Raw genomic sequence first — 16,597 nt, 5'->3', positions numbered from 1 at the left:
AAGGCGGTGCGGCGGCCGGAAACCAACGCGGCCCCTCCGCGGCCGCGGCAACTCTTTCGGGTGAGATCCGCGATGTCCCCATAGCCGACTCCGCACCACTTCTGGGCGGAAATAGCGTGATCTTGGAGCCGACGCCAGCCGTTCGGCGGTAGGAAGGGGGCTGTGCGTGACGGTCGTCACGTTATGTCACGCGTGCACCACGTATGTCACGCGCGCACCGCACGTTCTGGCGGGGTGGAGCAGAGAGCGCAGAGAGGGAGTGCACGGGTGAGTCAGCCGGAGATGCAGCCCGAGGGGCCCCCTCGGGAGGGCGGCCGCTCCCCCCGGCGGTACGGGAGGCGGGGCCGCGCCCGGCGGGACCTCGCCGGGCGGGCCTTTCCGCTCGGCGACTGGGGCGAGCCGGGCGGCCGCCTGCAGTCGCTCTATCTCTGGACCGAGGAGGGCGCGCTGCGCGCCGCCGACTGGTATCTGCACGACCGGCTGGCCAAGCGCCGCGGCGCGCGGGCGCTGCGGCTGGGGGCCGCGGCCGGGGTGACGGTGGGCGGGGCGCTGCCGCTGCTGGATCTGGCCGGGGTCTGGGAGGGCGGGGCGTCCTGGGGCTGTCTGTCGCTGCTGCTGGCGGCGGTGTGCGTGGCCGGCGACCGGTACTTCGGGGTGACGGCCGGCTGGATGCGGGATCTGGCGACCGCCCAGGCCATTCACCGGCGGCTGGAGGCGCTGCAGTTCGACTGGGCGTCGGAGGGCGTACGCGAGGTGCTCGGGCCGACGGAGGGGACGGCGAGCGAGGCGGTGGAGCGTTGCCTGGGGGTGCTGCGGCGGTTCAACGAGGACCTCGGGGAGTTGGTGCGGACCGAGACCGCCGACTGGATGGCGGAGTTCCGGGCCGGGCCGGTGCCGCAGGCCACGCAGGCGATGGTGCCGTGGGCGGGGGCGCGGCCGGACGGGGCGGGGCCGCCGGGGCGGTTCGCGGTGCCGCACCGTGCGCGGCCGAACATGCCGCGGCAGCGGCCGCCGGAGCCTCCGCGCTGAGCGCTTCGGCTGCTTCCCGCGTTTTCGGCTTTCCCGCCGTGGGGGGTTCGCTTGGTTCGCCTGCGGCGCCTCCGCTGCGCTTTGCTGCGGCCGACGTGCTCGGCTCTCCCGCCGTGGGGGTTCGCTTGGTTCGCCTGCGGCGCCTCCGCTGCGCTTTGCTGCGGCCGGCTTGTCGGGCGTTCGCGTCGTGGCGCCTGCGGCGGGCGGTGCCGCTGCGCGGGGCTTTTCGGGTGCCGGCGGCGGGCCGGAGGGGCAGGTGTGTGGGACTGCTTCGCCTTACGTCCCACACACCTGCCCCCCCCCCCCCCCCCCCCCCCCCCCCCCCCCCCCCCCCCCCCCCCCCCCCCCCCCCCCCCCCCCCCCCCCCCCCCCCCCCCCCCCCCGCCTCCCGTGAGTGGGTGGGAAGGGGGCTGGTGAGGGTGTCCGTGAGGGTGCTGTTTCCGTTGTGGGTGGTCAGCTGAAGACGATCATGGAGCCTTGGCCCAGGCTTCGGGTCGCGGCCGCGTGCAGGCCGAGCCACACATGGCGTTCCCGGGCGAAGGGGCCGTCGTCCAGGGGCACCGCGCCCGCGCGCTCCTCCAGGGAGGTGGGGCCGGACGGCGGTGCGGGGGCGGCCGGGGGATTGGCCGGATCGATCCCCAGGGACGGCGCGACCAGTTCGAGCTCGCGCAGCAGGCCGTGCGAGGAGCCCAGCGGGCCGCCGCCCTCCAGCAGCTCGTCGTTGGCGAGCGGATGCGGGAAGTCGACCGGGACGTAGGCGCCCGCGTGGTCGTAGTGCCACACGAGGTGGGACTGCTGCGCGGTGGTCTCGAACATCTCCAGCAACTGCTCGTAGTCGCCGCCCAGTTCGTCGACCGGAGTCACCTCCAGGCCGCACAGGCCCAGCAGGTAGGCGCGGCGCAGGAAGTGCAGCGCGTCGTAGTCGAACCCGGCGATGGGGGCGACGTCACCCGACAGGCCCGGCATATAACTGAAGACCGGGACCGGTGGCAGTCCCGCCTCCGTCAGGGCCTTGTCGTAGGCGGCGATCTCTTCGGAGAACGGGTTGTCGGGGCTGTGGCACAGCACATCGACGAGGGGTACCAGCCACAGGTCACATGCCACGAGTGAGGGCTCGCTTCCGGTCGGGGACGGGGACACCGGCGCACGTACAGCTCCGAGTACGGCCCATTACGGCCGAGTCGGGACAGCGTAGTGCCAGCCGCGCGATCCGACGAGGGTGAGCGCGGGCGACGACGGGGGCGCTATCCGACGAGCGTGAGGGAGTGCTCGTTGTACTCGGCGATCAGCCGTTGCGCGGCGGGCAGGTCGTGGTGGATCAGGGCGTCGGCCAGGGCGCTGTGGCCCTGCCAGAGGTGGCCCTTCAGGTCGTCCTCGCGGCGCAGCAGCGGGACCGCGAACATCCAGGTCTGGACGCGGATCCGGTCGAGGAAGTCGCTGATGTAGGGGTTGTTCACGATGCCGCTCAGCTCGCGCCAGAACCGCAGGTCGTAGCCGATGAGCACGTCCAGGTCGCCGGCCCGGGCGGCCCGCTCGGCCTCCTCGGCGCGGCGGCGGATGGAGATCAGCACCTGCCCGGGGGTGGCGCGCAGCGCCCGGTCGGCGTCGCTGCGGAAGATGCCCTCGATGATCAGGGTGCGGGCCTCGACCATGGCGCGGAAGTCGTCGGCGGTGAAGGCGTGCACCTTGAAGCCGCGGTGCTGCTCCACGTCGAGCAGCCCCTGGGCGCACAGGTCGAGCAGGGCCTCGCGCACCGGGGTCGCGGAGACGCCGTACTGGTCGGCGATCTCCTTGACCGTGAAGGGGTGGCCGGAGGGCAGCCGGCCCGACAGGAGCTCGTCGCGCAGCGCGTCGGCGATCTGCTGGCGCAGGGTGCTGCGACGTATGACCGAGCTGTCTCCGCCGGGGGCCATCGTGTGCGTCTCCTTCGACGTCCATGACCGCGCAGGTGGGAGCGGCCCCCGCCCACGATAGGCGAGGGCCGCGCGCACGTCTCAGACGGCGTGGGCCGTCGGCGCCGTGCGCCTGCGGTCAGCGGGTTCAGACCGTGTGCGCATCCGCCACCGTCAGGGCCTCGTCGAGGGCGGCCAGGCCCTCCTTCGCCTCGGCCTCGGTGACCGTGCAGGCCGGGACGACATGCGTACGGTTCATGTTCACGAACGGCCACAGACCGCCGCGCTTGCAGGCCGCGGCGAATTCGGCCATCGGAGCGTTGGCGGCACCGGAGGCGTTGTAGGGCACCAGCGGTTCGCGGGTCTCCTTGTTCCTGACCAGGTCCAGGGCCCAGAAGACGCCCAGGCCGCGGACCTCGCCGACGGACGGGTGGCGCTCGGCGATCTCGCGCAGGGCCGGGCCGATGACGTTCTCGCCGATCTCGGCCGCGTTCTCCACGATCCGCTCCTCGGCCATCGCGTTGATCGTCGCGACGGCGGAGGCGCAGGCCAGCGGGTGGCCGGAGTACGTCAGACCGCCCGGGTAGGGGCGCGTGTCGAAGGTGGCGGCGATCTCGGCGCTGATCGCCACGCCGCCCAGCGGGACGTAGCCGGAGTTGACGCCCTTGGCGAAGGTCAGCAGGTCCGGGGTGACGCCGAAGTGGTCGGCGGCGAACCAGCGGCCGGTGCGCCCGAAGCCCGCCATGACCTCGTCGAGGATGAAGACGATGCCGTGGCGGTCGCAGATCTCGCGGACGCCGGCGAGGTAGCCGGCGGGCGGGACCATGATGCCGGCGGTGCCCGGAACGGTCTCCAGGATGATCGCGGCGATCGACTGCGGCCCCTCGAAGGCGATCGTCTGCTCGAGGTGGGCGAGGGCGCGCTCGCACTCCTGCTGCTCGTTCTCGGCGTGGAAGGGCGAGCGGTAGAGGAACGGGCCCCAGAAGTGGACGACGCCCGCGGAGGCGGTGTCGGAGGGCCAGCGGCGCGGGTCGCCGGTCAGGTTGATCGCGGCGGCGGTGGCGCCGTGGTACGAGCGGTAGGTGGAGAGCACCTTGCTGCGGCCGGTGTGCAGGCGGGCCATCCGTACGGCGTTCTCGACGGCCTCCGCGCCGCCGTTGGTGAAGAAGATCTTGTCGAGGTCCCCGGGGGTGCGCTCGGCGATCAGCCGGGCGGCCTCGGAGCGGACGTCCACGGCGAAGCCGGGCGCGAGGGTGCACAGCTTCGCGGCCTGCTCCTGGATCGCGGCGACGACCTTGGGGTGCTGGTGGCCGATGTTGGTGTTGACCAGCTGGGAGGAGAAGTCGAGGTAGCGGTTGCCGTCGTAGTCCCAGAAGTACGAGCCCTCGGCGCCGGCGATCGCCAGCGGGTCGATCAGGCCCTGCGCGGACCAGGAGTGGAAGACGTGCGCGCGGTCGTCGGCCTTTACGGCCCGCCCGGCGGCAGGGTCGGCAGCGGAGTGCGTCGTGGTCACGGTCAGTACCTCGGATCGGGTCGCTCGGGTCCGCCGGGGGATGGGCGCGGCGTACGCCTCTCAGCGTAAGGATCACCTTCGGCGGACCGGTACCGACACGTTGTATGGCACTCACCACGCGGGCGGACAGAATGTCGGCGGTGCTGTAGGAAGCTCCAGCGCGGCGGGACGGTGGGGTTCGGCGCGGCGGCGGGCGGCGGGGTCCGTATCGCGGTGGAGTTCGGGGGCGGCTCCGGCTGAGCGCCGGCCGGGCGGCGTCAGGCGGCCGTGGGGAAGGCCGTGCGGACCGCCCGCCGCCAGTGGTTGGCGGACAGCTCCGGGCGCAGCGCCGCCAACGCGCCGCAGTACTTGGTGAATTCGGCGGCCCGCAGGCCGTGGCCGTGCAGCAGCCGGTCCGCCGCCGTCAGACGGCCGGTGGTCTTGATCTCGACCAGGACCAGTCCGCCGTCGGCCCGTACCGTGCGCCCGGTGGTCAGGTCCCGGCACCGCAGGGCCGCGTCGCAGGTGATGCGCTGTCCGTCGGCGACGAAGGTGGCCCGTAGGTAGTCGGTCTCGATCGAGCGGTCCAGCTCGGTGGGGGCGGCGATGCCGTAGCGGCGGTCGAGTACGGAGGTCAGGAAGCCGCGCGAGGCCGCGCCGAGGGCCGCGTCGCCCGGCAGCAGCGGCTGGCGGTGCTTGACCGTCTCGCCGCGCCGCCCCTTGAGCTTGATCTCGAACTGCCGCTCCCCGGTGTCCTCGTACAGCCGCTCGCGGATCTTGTAGCGCAGCCGGCGGCCCTGCCGGTGGTCGTGGAAGGACCGCAGGTCGGGGGTGTCGTAGTAGACGGAGTGGTAGCGGAACCAGCGGCGCCCGTTGATGCACAGCGCGGCGAACGGGCCTCCGGGGCGGCGGTGGTCGGTGAGTTCGGCGGCGAACGCGGCGAAGACCTCCACCGGGACCAGGTAGCTGCGGTCGAAGCGGGCGAGGAGTTCGGCCCGTGCCTGGACGTCGGCGAGCGGCACGGGGCGCGCGGCCATGGCGGCGCGGGCGAGGGCGCGTACGGCGGGGATCACACGGTCTCCTTGGCGGGCGGGCGGGGAAGGGGAATCGTGCGGGACCGGGGAGCGCTCGGCGGTGCGGTGGTCGTCGTGGTCGTAGGCATTGCCGTCGTACGCGTTCTACGCTTCACCGGCCGGGAAAGTTCCGGTACACGGAAACAAACATCCACCACCATCAGGTCCCGGACGAAGTCCATCTTCTGGACCGGGCAGCTCAGCGGCTCCCCCAGGCGCCGCGCCAAGTCGGCGCGCAGGGCGTCCTGGTCGGCGGATGGAGTCCGAGCGCAGCCGGATGATCGACAGCACCCCGAACAGCCCGAACCCGAGCGCCATGCCGCCGCCCGCCCCCACCCGTGCGAGGGCGGCGACCACGGAGAACAGCGCGACGTTCAGCGCCAGATAGGCCGGAATCAGACCCCGCCGCCGGTGCCGCGGGTAGTACACGGCGAAGGTCAGCGCTCCCACCGCGGCCAGATCGATCCCCAGCCGCGCCGCCAGTTGCCCGTAGGTCTCCACGGCCATCCTCAACTCCCCTGCGTCGTATGGCCACTTCGCCAGGGCCGGTCCTGGGGGCACGGCCGGACCGGCCCTGGGCCACGCACGCCAGGGACCGCCGGGTTGAGGCCGCCTCCGCCGCGGGTCAAGGCCGGGGGCGGCCGCGCGGGAGCGAGCGGCCCCGGAGAGCCGCCGGGAAGGGGACCCACGGACTCCCGGCGGCCCGGGGCCCCTCGATATCCTCACCGCGGAGACGGGCGGCGTGGACCCGTGTGCGAACGCGCCCGCGCCTGATCGCCTACGGGGCGCATTCGGGGGAAGGACGACGGATCGTGGAAGAGCCGGGACGTGCTGGGCGGCAGGAGCGGCCGGGGCGCGAGGGGCAGCCCGCGGGGCTGGCGCCGCTGGGGGCGCGGGATCCGCGGCAGATCGGTGAGTACCGCCTGCTCGGGCGGCTCGGCGAAGGCGGGATGGGGCGGGTGTTCCTGGCCCGTTCCGACCGCGGCCGTACCGTCGCGGTCAAGCTGGTGCGCGCGGAGCTGGCCGACGAGGAGGAGTTCCGGGCGCGCTTCCGGCGGGAGGTGCGGGCCGCGCAGCAGGTGGGCGGGGAGTGGACCGCGCCCGTGCTGGACGCGGACACCGAGGCCGAGACCCCCTGGCTCGCCACGGGCTACCTCGCCGGCCTCTCCCTCCAGCAGGTCATCGGCGGCAGCGGCACGCCGCTGCCCGAGCGCACGGTGCGGATCCTGGCCGCCGGGCTGGCCCGCGCGCTGGGCTCCGTCCACGCCGCCGGCATCATCCACCGCGACCTCAAGCCGTCCAACGTGCTGATCACCATCGACGGGCCCCGGGTCATCGACTTCGGCATCGCACGGGCGCTGGAGGCGGTCACCGGAAACGGCGTCACACGGACCGGCGCGGCGGTCGGCTCACCCGGCTTCATGTCGCCCGAGCAGGTGCGCGGCGAACCGCTCACACCGGCCTGCGACGTCTTCTCCCTCGGGTCGGTGCTCACCTACGCGGCGACCGGGCGGCAGCCCTTCGGGACGGCCGACAGCGCGGCGCACGCGCTGATGTACCGCGTCGCCCAGGAGGAGCCCGACCTGTCCGCGCTGCCCGAGGGGCTGCACGAGCTGATCAGCGGCTGCCTGGCGAAGGACCCGGCACAACGGCCCACCCCGGACCAGCTGGTGGCGCTGGCCGAGCGGGACGGCGCCGGGCCGGGCGCGGACGAGGAGCCGTGGCTGCCGGGTGCGCTGACCGCCCGGCTGGGGCGGCACGCCGTGGAGCTGCTGGAGGCGGAGAACCCGCACGGCGAGGAGCCGGCGGACGACGCGACGGCCCCGGCCGGCGCACCGGCTCCCGCGCCCGCGGACCCCGGTGTGCACGCCCTGCCCACCAGCGTCTCGCCCACCCCGGCCGGCGGCGGCACCCCGCCGCCCCGCCCCGTTCCGCACAGCCCGACGCCCTACCCCCCGCCGCCCGCCCACCAGGGCCGGCCCGTCTTCGCCGCCCCGGCGCCCGCGCCCGCCGCGCCCCGGCCCCGCCGCCGGATCGGCACCGCCCTGCTCACGGTGGCCGCGCTGGCGCTCGCCGGGGCCGGTGCGGCCACCGCGTACTCGCTGCTGGGCGAGAAGGACAGCGGCGTACGGTCGGCGGACGCCGACGGCGGCAAGCCGAGCCCGGGTCCGGCACGGCCCGCCGGGCACGGCGGGATTCCCACCGACTACCTGGGCATCTGGGAGGCGACGGTCGGCGACTCGGGCACCGACGTCCGGCGCTTCACCCTCACCCAGGGCGGGGCCGGCGACACCGTGCTGACGATGACGGCCACCGGGGCCAGCTACCGCTGCGAGTTCACCGCCACCCTCACCAGCGCGGGCCCGCCGGTCCGACTCGGCCCGTCCACCGTGGTCTCCGGTCCGTCCGACAGCTGCACTCCCGGCAAGCCGAGCACCCTGGAGATGGTGGGCGGTGCGCTGCGCCGGGTCTCCGACGACGGCAAGGCGCTGTCGTACCGCAGGACGGGGTGACGGCTCGGGGGACGCCCGCCGGCGCCGGTGGCACCGCCCGGATCGTTCCCGCCTCGTAACGGACCGTCGTCCGGCCCGCGATCCGCGGCCGCCTAGGCTCGGGGAACGGCTGCTGCCGGAAGGCCTGCTGCCGGAACGCCTCTGGCGTGGCGACGAGACGGGGGAGGGCGCCCGGATGGACGGCCTGCGTGGCCTGACGGCCGACGATCCGCAGTGGATCGGCGACTACCGGCTGATCAGCCGGCTCGGCAGCGGCGGGATGGGCCGGGTCTATCTCGCGCGTTCCGAGGGCGGGCGGACCGTCGCGGTGAAGTTGGTGAAGGCCGAGCTGGCGGCCGAGGAGGAGTTCCGCGACCGCTTCCGCGCCGAGGTCGCGGCCGCGCGGCGGGTCGGCGGGCGCTGGACCGCGCCGGTGCTGGACGCGGACACCGAGGCCGAGGTGCCGTGGGTCGCCACCGGGTACATCGCCGGTCCGACGCTGAGCGAGGTCGTCGGCGGTTCCTACGGCCGCGGCGGCAGCCACGGGCCGCTGCCGGAGCATTCGCTGCGCCGGCTCGCCTACGGGCTGTCCTGCGCACTGCTCGACATCCACGGCGTGGGGCTGGTGCACCGCGATCTGAAGCCGTCCAACGTGCTGCTGACCATCGACGGTCCGCGGGTGATCGACTTCGGCATCGCACGGGCCCTGGACGCGGTCGGGGACCAGACCCAGACCCGTAGCGGCACGGTCGTCGGCTCGCCCAGTTTCATGTCGCCCGAGCAGGTCCAGGGCCGGCGCGTCGGACCGGCCAGCGACGTGTTCTGCGTGGGCGCGGTGCTGGCGTACGCGGCGACCGGGAGGCAGCCGTTCGGCAGCGCCGCCTCGGGGGTGCACGCGGTGATGTTCAAGATCGCCCAGGAGGAGCCGGACCTCGGCGGGGCACCGGCGGGGATCCGCGGTCTGATCGAGGACTGCCTGGCCAAGGACCCGGCGGCGCGCCCCGCGCCCGAGGAGATCACCGGCCGGCTCGGGCCGGTCCCCGGCGGCCCGTCGTCCGCCCCCTGGCTGCCGGCCGAGCTGATCGCGAGCCTGGGACAGCACGCCGTACGGCTCCTGGACACCGACACCCCGCCCGGTGGCCAGCCGCCGACGCTGACGGCCACCAGGGTCGCGCCCCGGCCGGCCCCGGCGCCCGCGGCGGACCGGCCCCGCCGCCGTCCGCACTGGCTGCCGCTCGCCGCCACCGCCGTGGTCGCGGCCGCCGCGACCGCCGTCGCCGTGCCCCTGCTCGGCGGCGGCGCGGACGCCGACGGCCGCGACCGCGCCTCCGACATCCCCGCCCGCTATGTCGGCACCTGGGCGGGGCCGGTGCTGCGCGACGGCGAACCGACCGGGCAGCAACGGCGGTTCGTGATCAGCAACGGCAAGGTCGGCGAGGTGGTCGCCAACAGCACCAGCCTCGGCGCGACCTACGAGTGCCGCAGCGACGGCACGTTGGTGTCCGTCACGGCGCCCGACGGGCGCCCGGCGCTACGGCTGGACACCAAGGTCGTCCGGTCGGTCCCGGCGGGCCGCTGCACCGCGCTCGGCGAGCACACCCTGGAGGCGGGCAGCGCCGGAACCCTGCAGTGGACGGCGGCCGGCCGCACCGCGACGCTGCGCCGCTCCGCGCCGTCCGACGGCACCGTCCCGGCCGGCTACCTCGGCACCTGGCAGCTCTCGGACCCTTCCGGCCCCGGCGGCCAGCGCCTGACCCTCCGCCAGGCCCCGGCGGGCAGCACCGTCCTGACCACCGTCGTCGAGGGGCCCGCCGGGCGCTGTACGGCGCGCGCCGATCTGTACGCGGCCCAGGACGGCGAACTGACCGTCGGCCCTTCAGTCGTCGACCGCGCCGCCCCCGGCTGCACGCCGAGCGGCACCTCCGTCTTCCGCCTGGCCGACGACGGGACCCTGCGGCGGACGTTCCTGTCGGACGGCAAACCGCCGCGCACGTACTCCAGGGCGGGGTAGCGGCACGACCGGCGGTCCGGAGGAGTGCGTCGTCAGCGCACGTAGTTCTTGAGGATCTCGGTGTCGAGGGTGATGCCGACCGGGGTGGGGAGGGTGACCGCCTCGCCAAAGCGGGCAACGTGGGTGTCGCGGTAGAGGCTGCTCTTGGAGTCGGGATTGGTATAGATGACGACCTTGCAGTTGTCGCGGTCGATGAGGAGGTAGACGGGAATGCCTGCGGCTGCGTAGGCGGTTGGCTTCTCCTGCCGGTCCCGGCGTTCGGTGTCCCCGTCGTACGACGTGATCTCGACGGTCATCAGTACCCCGTCCGGATCGGCCCACTCGCCTTGCCCTGCGAAGTGTGCGACGGGCGCAAGCGAGCCATCCGGGCGGACCCTGCCCTTGCGATACTCCCCGACTCTCAGGCCCTGCGTAGGGTCGAGATCGAGCTCCGGGCGGGCCTGCATGCACTGCCTGATCAGCCACATGATGATCGCCCCGTGATCTCCATCCGGCACGTGCTTTACCTCGATCCGTCCGTCGATGAACTCCAACGTGACGGTCTCGGGCGCGGCGGAGGCGATCTGCTCGAACTCCTCCACCGCCATCTGAGACGTGCGCTCGGCCATAACCGTCATGCTGCACTCCTTTCTGAGCGAAAGCCAGTGGTGCCAGGCGCGGTAGGGGCCGGAGGGGCGTTCCCCAGCAGACCACTCGTTCGAGCACACGCTCGTACGCACAAGGGCCCGCCCACCGCCGGATGACGGTGCGCGGGCCCTCGGGCCGACGGTTCTACGACAGGAACGAGTTGATCTCGATCGTCTCGTCACGGCCGGGGCCGACGCCGATCGCGGAGATCGGGGCGCCGGACATCTCCTCCAGCGCCTTGACGTAGGCCCGGGCGTTCTTCGGCAGGTCGGAGAACGTCTTCGCCTTGGTGATGTCCTCGGACCAGCCCGGCAGCATCTCGTAGACCGGCTTCGCGTGGTGGAAGTCGGACTGGCTGTAGGGCAGCTCCTCGACGCGCTTGCCGTCGATCTCGTACGCGACGCAGACCGGGATCTGCTCCCAGCCGGTCAGCACGTCCAGCTTGGTGAGGAAGAAGTCGGTCAGGCCGTTGACCCGGGTCGCGTAGCGGGCGATGACCGCGTCGAACCAGCCGCAGCGGCGGTCACGGCCGGTGGTGACACCGCGCTCGCCGCCGATGGTGCGCAGCGCCTCGCCGTCCTTGTCGAACAGCTCGGTCGGGAACGGTCCGGCGCCGACGCGCGTCGTATAGGCCTTGAGGATGCCGATGACGCGGTTGATCTTCGTGGGACCGACGCCGGCACCCGTGCAGGCGCCGCCCGCGGTCGGGTTCGAGGACGTGACGAAGGGGTACGTGCCGTGGTCGATGTCGAGCAGCGTGCCCTGGCCGCCCTCGAAGAGCACGACCTTGTCGTCGTCGAGCGCCTTGTTGAGGATCAGCGTGGTGTCGGCGACGTAGCCCTTGATCTGGTCGGCGTAGCCCAGCAGCTCCTCGACGACCTGGCCGGCCTCGATGGCGCGGCGGTTGTAGAGCTTGGTCAGCAGCTGGTTCTTGACGTCGAGGGCCGCCTCGACCTTCTGGGTCAGGATCGACTCGTCGTAGAGGTCCTGCACCCGGATGCCGACGCGGTTGATCTTGTCGGCGTAGGTCGGGCCGATGCCGCGGCCGGTGGTGCCGATCTTCCGCTTGCCGAGGAAGCGTTCCGTCACCTTGTCGAGCGTCGTGTGATACGAGGTGATCAGGTGCGCGTTACCGCTGAGCAGCAGCTTGGACGTGTCGACGCCGCGCTCGTTGAGTCCGCTCAGCTCGGAGAGCAGGACCGCCGGGTCGACGACGACGCCGTTGCCGATGACCGGGGTGCACCCCGGCGAGAGGATTCCGGAAGGGAGAAGGTGCAGCGCGTACTTCTGGTCGCCGACGACGACCGTGTGGCCGGCGTTGTTGCCGCCCTGGTAGCGCACCACATAGTCAACGGACCCACCGAGCAGGTCGGTGGCCTTTCCCTTGCCCTCATCACCCCACTGAGCACCGAGCAGCACAAGTGCGGGCACAGGCGTACACCCCTTCCGGGCGGGGCATGTCCAACGTGCGTGGATGGCGTCAGCGTGCGTGTTCACGCGTCCGTCATCGCTAGAGCCGTTGAACCGGTGCCCCGGAATAGACGAAGCCCCTGGCGCAATAGCGCAAGGGGCTCTTGCACCGAGATGCTACCTGAGGAAGGACCGAGGTGTCGGCGCAGCCTTCTGGGCACTCTCCCGTGGACTCCGTTCGGGGGCATCCCCTGCTCGTGGTCATCGACCCGGTCGCCCGCAGTACCGACGGGGAATCCGTGCGGATCGCGAAGGACGTCCTGTGTGCGGGCGCGGGGGCGAAAATCTGCCTTCCCGAGGGGCCGGAGGAATTCGCGCGGATTCTTGCCCGGCGGGGGCAGCGGCGGCCGGTGGTGATCGGCGACGACCGGGCGCTGCTGCGGGTCGTGGGCCTGCTGCACAAGGAACGGGAGCTGGCCGGGGTGCCGGTCTCGATGGTCCCGGTCGGGGCGCCGGCCGCCGTCGCGCTGAGCCGGACGCTGGGCGTGCCCACGGACACCGTCGCCGCCGCCCGGGCCGTCCTGGACGGCGGGGAGCGGGCGATGGACCTGCTCACGGACGACAGCGACGGCATCGTGCTGGGCGGGCTGCGCATCCCGTGCGGAAGCGACGGCGGCGGCGCCCGGCACGGGCGTCCCGGGGCGTTCGTGCCGGGTGCGGCCGCCCCGGCCGACCCACCGGGGCCGGGGGCCGCGCGGGGCGGGGCGGCGGACGGGCGGTGGGAGTGCACCCGCCCGAGCGGGGTGGCGAGCCCGCAGGAGCACCGGCCGTGGTGGGGACCGGCGGCGCGCACCGCCCGTACGGCGCTGTCGCTGCTGGCGCCGGCGGCGGGCCTGGGAGGACGGCGCGCCCGGGTGCCGGGCCAGCGGCTGCGGATCGAGGCGGACGGGGTGCTGCTGGTCGATCTGGACCGGCCGGTGCGCGGGGTGTCGGTGGTGCCGGCCGCCCAGGCCGGGGCGCGGCCGGCCCGGATCGACGGCGTCGACGGCGGCCGGGCGCTGGCCGAGGTCGTGGTGCACTGGCCGGACGAGGGGCGGCCGGTACGGGTCCGGGCGCGGGCGGTGACGGTCTCCGGCGCGGACTTCCACTACCGGGCGGACGCGGTGGTCGGCGGCCCGGTCAGGACCCGGACCTGGACCGTGCAGCCGGGGGCCTGGCGGCTCCAGCTCCCGCGGACCCGGCCCTAGTCCTCGTACCGGCTGCGCAGCTCGTCGCGGTGCTCGCGCCAGCGCTCCAGCATGACGGGCAGTTCCTTCTGCAGGAACTCGAAGAAGACGACGGTCTCGTTGAGCCGGCGGCCGGCCGGGCTGGTCGCGCCGAGGCTCTCGACGCCGTCGCGCAGCGTGCCCTCCCAGCGGGTGAGGACGTTCTCCCGGCGCGCCAGCGCCTCGTACCACTGGTCGCTGTGGACGCGGTAGCGGTCGCGGCGGGAGCCGGGCTCGCGCTCCCGACTGACCATGTCGACCTGGGAGAGGTAGCGGACCGCGCCGGAGACGGCGGCGGGGCTGATCTGGAGGCGCTCGCCCAGTTCCGCCGAGGTCAGCACGCCGGAATCCGAGGAGAGCAGGCAGGCGAAGACCCGGGCGGGCATCCGCGCCATGCCCGCCTCGACCAGCTGTGCCGCGAAGCGCTCGACGAACTGCGAGACCGCCTCCTGGGTGCGCCCCTCGTCGCTCTGCTGTCGCCGCTCACTCATATCCGCATCATCTCCCCTGATCAGACCCGCTCCCCCGACTTTATACGGTTTCTTAACTTCACAAATTTGTGAAACTAGCGTAGCTTCAAAATCATGACCACGGCAATCGCTCCCGCTCCCGCCATCCGGGTGGACGGCCTCCACAAGTCGTTCGGGCGGACCCATGCACTGGACGGCCTCGACCTGAACGTCGAGGCCGGCGAGGTCCACGGCTTCCTCGGCCCCAACGGCGCCGGGAAGTCCACCACCATCCGTGTCCTGCTCGGCCTGCTGCGCGCCGACGGCGGCACCGCCCGGCTCCTGGGCAAGGACCCCTGGCACGACGCCGTCGAGCTGCACCGCCGCATCGCCTACGTCCCCGGCGACGTCACCCTGTGGCGCAACCTCTCCGGCGGCGAGGTCATCGACCTCTACGGGCGGCTGCGCGGCGGGCTGGACGCCACGCGGCGGGCCACTCTCCTGGAGCGGTTCGAACTCGACCCCACCAAGAAGGGGCGGACGTACTCCAAGGGCAACCGCCAGAAGGTCGCCCTGGTCGCCGCGTTCGCCTCGGACGTCGACCTGCTGATCCTCGACGAGCCGACCTCCGGGCTGGACCCGCTGATGGAGGAGGTCTTCCAGGACTGCGTCGCCGAGGAGCGCGACCGCGGCCGTACGGTCCTGCTCTCCAGCCATGTGCTGTCCGAGGTCGAGGCGCTCTGCGACCGCGTCAGCATCATCCGCAAGGGGCGGACCGTCGAATCCGGCTCCCTCGGCGAGCTGCGGCATCTGACCCGCACCTCGGTCATCGCCGAACTCGCGGGCCCGCCCAACGGGCTGGCCGCGCTCCCCGGCGTGCACGACCTCGCCACCCAGCCGATCGAGCAGGGCCGGGCGCACCGCGTCCGCCTCCAGGTCGACACCGACAAGCTCGACGCCGTACTGCGCTCGCTCGGCACCTCCGGCGTCCGCAGCCTGACCAGCACCCCGCCGACCCTGGAAGAGCTCTTCCTGCGGCACTACCAGGACGACGGGCACGCCGAGGTCGGGGCCGAAGGGGCGGTCGCACGATGACCGCCGTGGTCCCGCGCCTCTCCGCCCGCCCGGCACGCGCCCGCCATCTGGCGGGCACCGGCGCCCTGTTGCGCCTCGCGCTGCGCCGCGACCGGGTGATGATCCCGGCCTGGGTGCTGGCGCTCACCGTCGCCGTCGCCGCCATGGGGTCGTCCTTCGAAGCGCTCTACGACACCGCCGCCCAGCGCGCCGAGCTGGCCGGCTCGATGAACGCCAACGGCTCGATGCGGGCGCTGTACGGACCGGTCTTCGGCGACTCCGTCGGCGGCCTGATCGCCTGGCGGATGGCCGGCTTCGGTGCCGTCCTCGCCGCGGTGATGAGCCTGCTGATCGTCGTCCGGCACACCCGCGAGGAGGAGGAGACGGGCCGTCAGGAGCTGCTCTCCGCCGCCATGGTCGGCCGCCGCGCACCGCTGACCGCGGCCCTGCTGGCGGCGCTGCTCGCCAACGCCGTACTCGCCGCACTGATCGCCGGCGGCCTCTCCCGGTCCGGGCAGCCGGCCGCCGGCTCGCTGGCGCTGGGTCTGGCCATCGGCTGCACCGGCATGCTCTTCGCCGGCCTGGCCGCCATCGCGGCCCAGCTCACCGAGAGCGCCCGGATGGCCAAGGGGCTGACCGGCGCGGTCCTCGGCCTCGCCTTCGCGCTGCGCGCCGCGGGCGACGCCGCCACCGCCGACGCCACCTCCCCGCTCACCTGGATCTCGCCGATCGGCTGGTCGGAGAACCTCCGCCCGTACGCCGGGGAACGCTGGGGGGTGCTGCCGCTGTTCGTCGCGGCGGCCGCGCTGGCGGTGTGCGCCGCCTACGCCCTGACCGCCCGCCGCGACATCGGCATGAGCTTCCTGCCCGCCCGTCCGGGGCCGGCCACCGCACCGCGCTCCCTGAGCGGGCCCTTGGGCCTCGCCTGGCGGCTCCAGCGCACCACCCTGCTCGGCTGGACGCTCGGCTTCCTGTGCGCCGGCGGGATCTTCGGCGGAATCGCCAAGGGCGCCTCCGACCTGGTCGGCGGCAATCGGCAGACGCGGGAGATCTTCGAGCGGATGGGCGGGCAGCAGGGGCTGACCGATGCCTTCCTGGCCACGATGCTGGGCATGCTCGGCATGGTCGCGGCGATCTACGCGGCCGGTGCGGTGCTCCGGCTGCGCAGCGAGGAGACCGGTGAACGCGCGGAGCCCGTGCTGGCCGGCGCGGTGGGCCGGCTCCGCTGGGCCGGCAGCCATCTGGCCGTCGCCGCCGCGGGCACCGCCGTCATCCTGGCGTTCGGCGGCCTGGCCCTGGGCCTGTCGTACGGCGTCTCGGCCGGTGACATCGGCGGCCACCTGGGCCCGGTGCTGGCGGCCGCCCTCGCGCAGGTCCCGGCCGTCTGGACGCTCACGGGCCTTGCGGTCCTGGTCTTCGGGGTGCTGCCCAAGGCCACCACCGCCGTCTGGGCCGTGGTGGGCGGCTGCCTGGCCATCGGGTGGATCGGGCCCAGCCTGAAGTTCCCCCAGTGGGTCATGGACCTCTCGCCGTACGGCCATCTGCCCAAGCTGCCCGGAGCCGAGGCCACCGCGGCCCCGTTCCTCTGGCTCCTGGGCCTGGCCGTCCTCTTCACCGCCGTCGGCCTCGCCGGTTTCCGCCGGCGCGACATCGGCTGAGCCCGGCGGCGGTTTCACGTGAAACCGCCGCCCCCCCCCCGGGGCCGCGGGGGCGGGGGCGGGGCCGGGGGGGGAACTCCTCTTTTCCCAAGTGTGGGGAGAAAAACCCCCACCCCCACGGATCC

Annotated in this window: 14 protein-coding genes; 6 read left to right on the top strand and 8 right to left on the bottom strand. The window is 73.7% G+C overall.

Going from position 1 to position 16,597, the window contains the following annotated elements; translation table 11 throughout:
* Positions 1-267: 267 nt before the first annotated feature.
* Positions 268-1,029, top strand: coding sequence for an SLATT domain-containing protein (locus ACZ5XZ_RS11150; RefSeq protein ID WP_468976490.1), 762 nt, complete (start codon positions 268-270; stop codon positions 1,027-1,029).
* Between the two features lie 453 nt (positions 1,030-1,482).
* On the opposite strand, the gene ACZ5XZ_RS11145 is transcribed toward ACZ5XZ_RS11150, so the two are convergent.
* The 5 genes from ACZ5XZ_RS11145 to ACZ5XZ_RS11125 all read right to left on the bottom strand — a co-directional run bounded on the left by ACZ5XZ_RS11145 (position 1,483) and on the right by ACZ5XZ_RS11125 (position 5,993).
* Positions 1,483-2,133: a hypothetical protein gene (locus ACZ5XZ_RS11145; RefSeq protein WP_468976487.1), complete on the bottom strand. Its 651-nt coding sequence runs from the start codon at positions 2,131-2,133 to the stop codon at positions 1,483-1,485.
* A gap of 140 nt (positions 2,134-2,273) precedes the next feature.
* A complete protein-coding gene (locus tag ACZ5XZ_RS11140; RefSeq protein WP_468976485.1) occupies positions 2,274-2,942 on the bottom strand; it encodes a GntR family transcriptional regulator in 669 nt (222 codons plus the stop codon).
* 127 nt (positions 2,943-3,069) lie between these two features.
* Positions 3,070-4,434 (bottom strand): aminotransferase class III-fold pyridoxal phosphate-dependent enzyme, encoded by a 1,365-nt coding sequence (locus ACZ5XZ_RS11135; RefSeq protein WP_468976483.1) that lies wholly within the window; start codon positions 4,432-4,434, stop codon positions 3,070-3,072.
* A gap of 257 nt (positions 4,435-4,691) precedes the next feature.
* Positions 4,692-5,486 carry a polyphosphate polymerase domain-containing protein gene (locus ACZ5XZ_RS11130; RefSeq protein ID WP_468976480.1) on the bottom strand — a complete coding sequence of 265 codons (795 nt, stop codon included), beginning with the start codon at positions 5,484-5,486 and terminating at the stop codon, positions 4,692-4,694.
* A 105-nt stretch (positions 5,487-5,591) separates the two neighbouring features.
* On the bottom strand, positions 5,592-5,993 hold the full coding sequence (locus tag ACZ5XZ_RS11125) for a DUF4956 domain-containing protein (protein WP_468976478.1): 402 nt from the start codon (positions 5,991-5,993) through the stop codon (positions 5,592-5,594).
* Positions 5,994-6,361: 368 nt separating this feature from the next.
* On the opposite strand from ACZ5XZ_RS11125, the gene ACZ5XZ_RS11120 reads away from it, so the two are divergent.
* Complete coding sequence (locus ACZ5XZ_RS11120; RefSeq protein WP_468976629.1) at positions 6,362-7,999, top strand: serine/threonine-protein kinase; 1,638 nt, start codon at positions 6,362-6,364, stop codon at positions 7,997-7,999.
* Between the two features lie 175 nt (positions 8,000-8,174).
* Positions 8,175-9,989 carry a serine/threonine-protein kinase gene (locus tag ACZ5XZ_RS11115; protein ID WP_468976476.1) on the top strand — a complete coding sequence of 605 codons (1,815 nt, stop codon included), beginning with the start codon at positions 8,175-8,177 and terminating at the stop codon, positions 9,987-9,989.
* 32 nt (positions 9,990-10,021) lie between these two features.
* Here the strand turns inward: ACZ5XZ_RS11115 and ACZ5XZ_RS11110 are convergent, their stop codons facing one another.
* Positions 10,022-10,606, bottom strand: a complete 585-nt coding sequence (locus ACZ5XZ_RS11110; RefSeq protein WP_468976474.1) for a Uma2 family endonuclease — start codon at positions 10,604-10,606, stop codon at positions 10,022-10,024.
* A gap of 154 nt (positions 10,607-10,760) precedes the next feature.
* The gene (locus tag ACZ5XZ_RS11105; RefSeq protein ID WP_468976472.1) at positions 10,761-12,047 is read right to left on the bottom strand and encodes an adenylosuccinate synthase; all 1,287 of its coding nucleotides are present in this window, start codon (positions 12,045-12,047) and stop codon (positions 10,761-10,763) included.
* Between the two features lie 206 nt (positions 12,048-12,253).
* Here ACZ5XZ_RS11105 and ACZ5XZ_RS11100 point away from each other — a divergent pair, with 206 nt between their 5' ends.
* The gene (locus tag ACZ5XZ_RS11100; protein ID WP_468976470.1) at positions 12,254-13,273 is read left to right on the top strand and encodes a diacylglycerol kinase catalytic domain-containing protein; all 1,020 of its coding nucleotides are present in this window, start codon (positions 12,254-12,256) and stop codon (positions 13,271-13,273) included.
* On the opposite strand, the gene ACZ5XZ_RS11095 is transcribed toward ACZ5XZ_RS11100, so the two are convergent.
* Positions 13,270-13,782, bottom strand: a complete 513-nt coding sequence (locus ACZ5XZ_RS11095; RefSeq protein WP_468976467.1) for a GbsR/MarR family transcriptional regulator — start codon at positions 13,780-13,782, stop codon at positions 13,270-13,272. The genes ACZ5XZ_RS11100 and ACZ5XZ_RS11095 overlap by 4 nt on opposite strands.
* A 93-nt stretch (positions 13,783-13,875) precedes the next feature.
* Here ACZ5XZ_RS11095 and ACZ5XZ_RS11090 point away from each other — a divergent pair, with 93 nt between their 5' ends.
* A complete protein-coding gene (locus ACZ5XZ_RS11090; protein ID WP_468976465.1) occupies positions 13,876-14,835 on the top strand; it encodes an ABC transporter ATP-binding protein in 960 nt (319 codons plus the stop codon).
* Positions 14,832-16,472, top strand: coding sequence for an ABC transporter permease (locus ACZ5XZ_RS11085; protein ID WP_468976463.1), 1,641 nt, complete (start codon positions 14,832-14,834; stop codon positions 16,470-16,472). Before ACZ5XZ_RS11090 ends, ACZ5XZ_RS11085 begins: the two co-directional genes overlap by 4 nt.
* The last annotated feature ends 125 nt before the right edge of the window (positions 16,473-16,597 follow it).

The organism is Streptomyces sp. NPDC033270, from assembly GCF_055576575.1.
The sequence above is the reverse complement of the archived record's forward strand: the minus strand, read 5'-3'. Positions and strand labels throughout refer to the sequence as shown.

Excerpts from the sequence above, each read along its gene's own strand:
- ACZ5XZ_RS11095 (WP_468976467.1), bottom strand. The coding sequence starts at position 13,782 with ATGAGTGAGCGGCGACAGCAGAGCGACGAGGGGCGCACCCAGGAGGCG.
- ACZ5XZ_RS11090 (WP_468976465.1), top strand. The coding sequence starts at position 13,876 with ATGACCACGGCAATCGCTCCCGCTCCCGCCATCCGGGTGGACGGCCTC.
- ACZ5XZ_RS11125 (WP_468976478.1), bottom strand. The coding sequence starts at position 5,993 with ATGGCCGTGGAGACCTACGGGCAACTGGCGGCGCGGCTGGGGATCGAT.
- ACZ5XZ_RS11140 (WP_468976485.1), bottom strand. The coding sequence starts at position 2,942 with ATGGCCCCCGGCGGAGACAGCTCGGTCATACGTCGCAGCACCCTGCGC.
- ACZ5XZ_RS11085 (WP_468976463.1), top strand. The coding sequence starts at position 14,832 with ATGACCGCCGTGGTCCCGCGCCTCTCCGCCCGCCCGGCACGCGCCCGC.
- ACZ5XZ_RS11115 (WP_468976476.1), top strand. The coding sequence starts at position 8,175 with ATGGACGGCCTGCGTGGCCTGACGGCCGACGATCCGCAGTGGATCGGC.
- ACZ5XZ_RS11110 (WP_468976474.1), bottom strand. The coding sequence starts at position 10,606 with ATGACGGTTATGGCCGAGCGCACGTCTCAGATGGCGGTGGAGGAGTTC.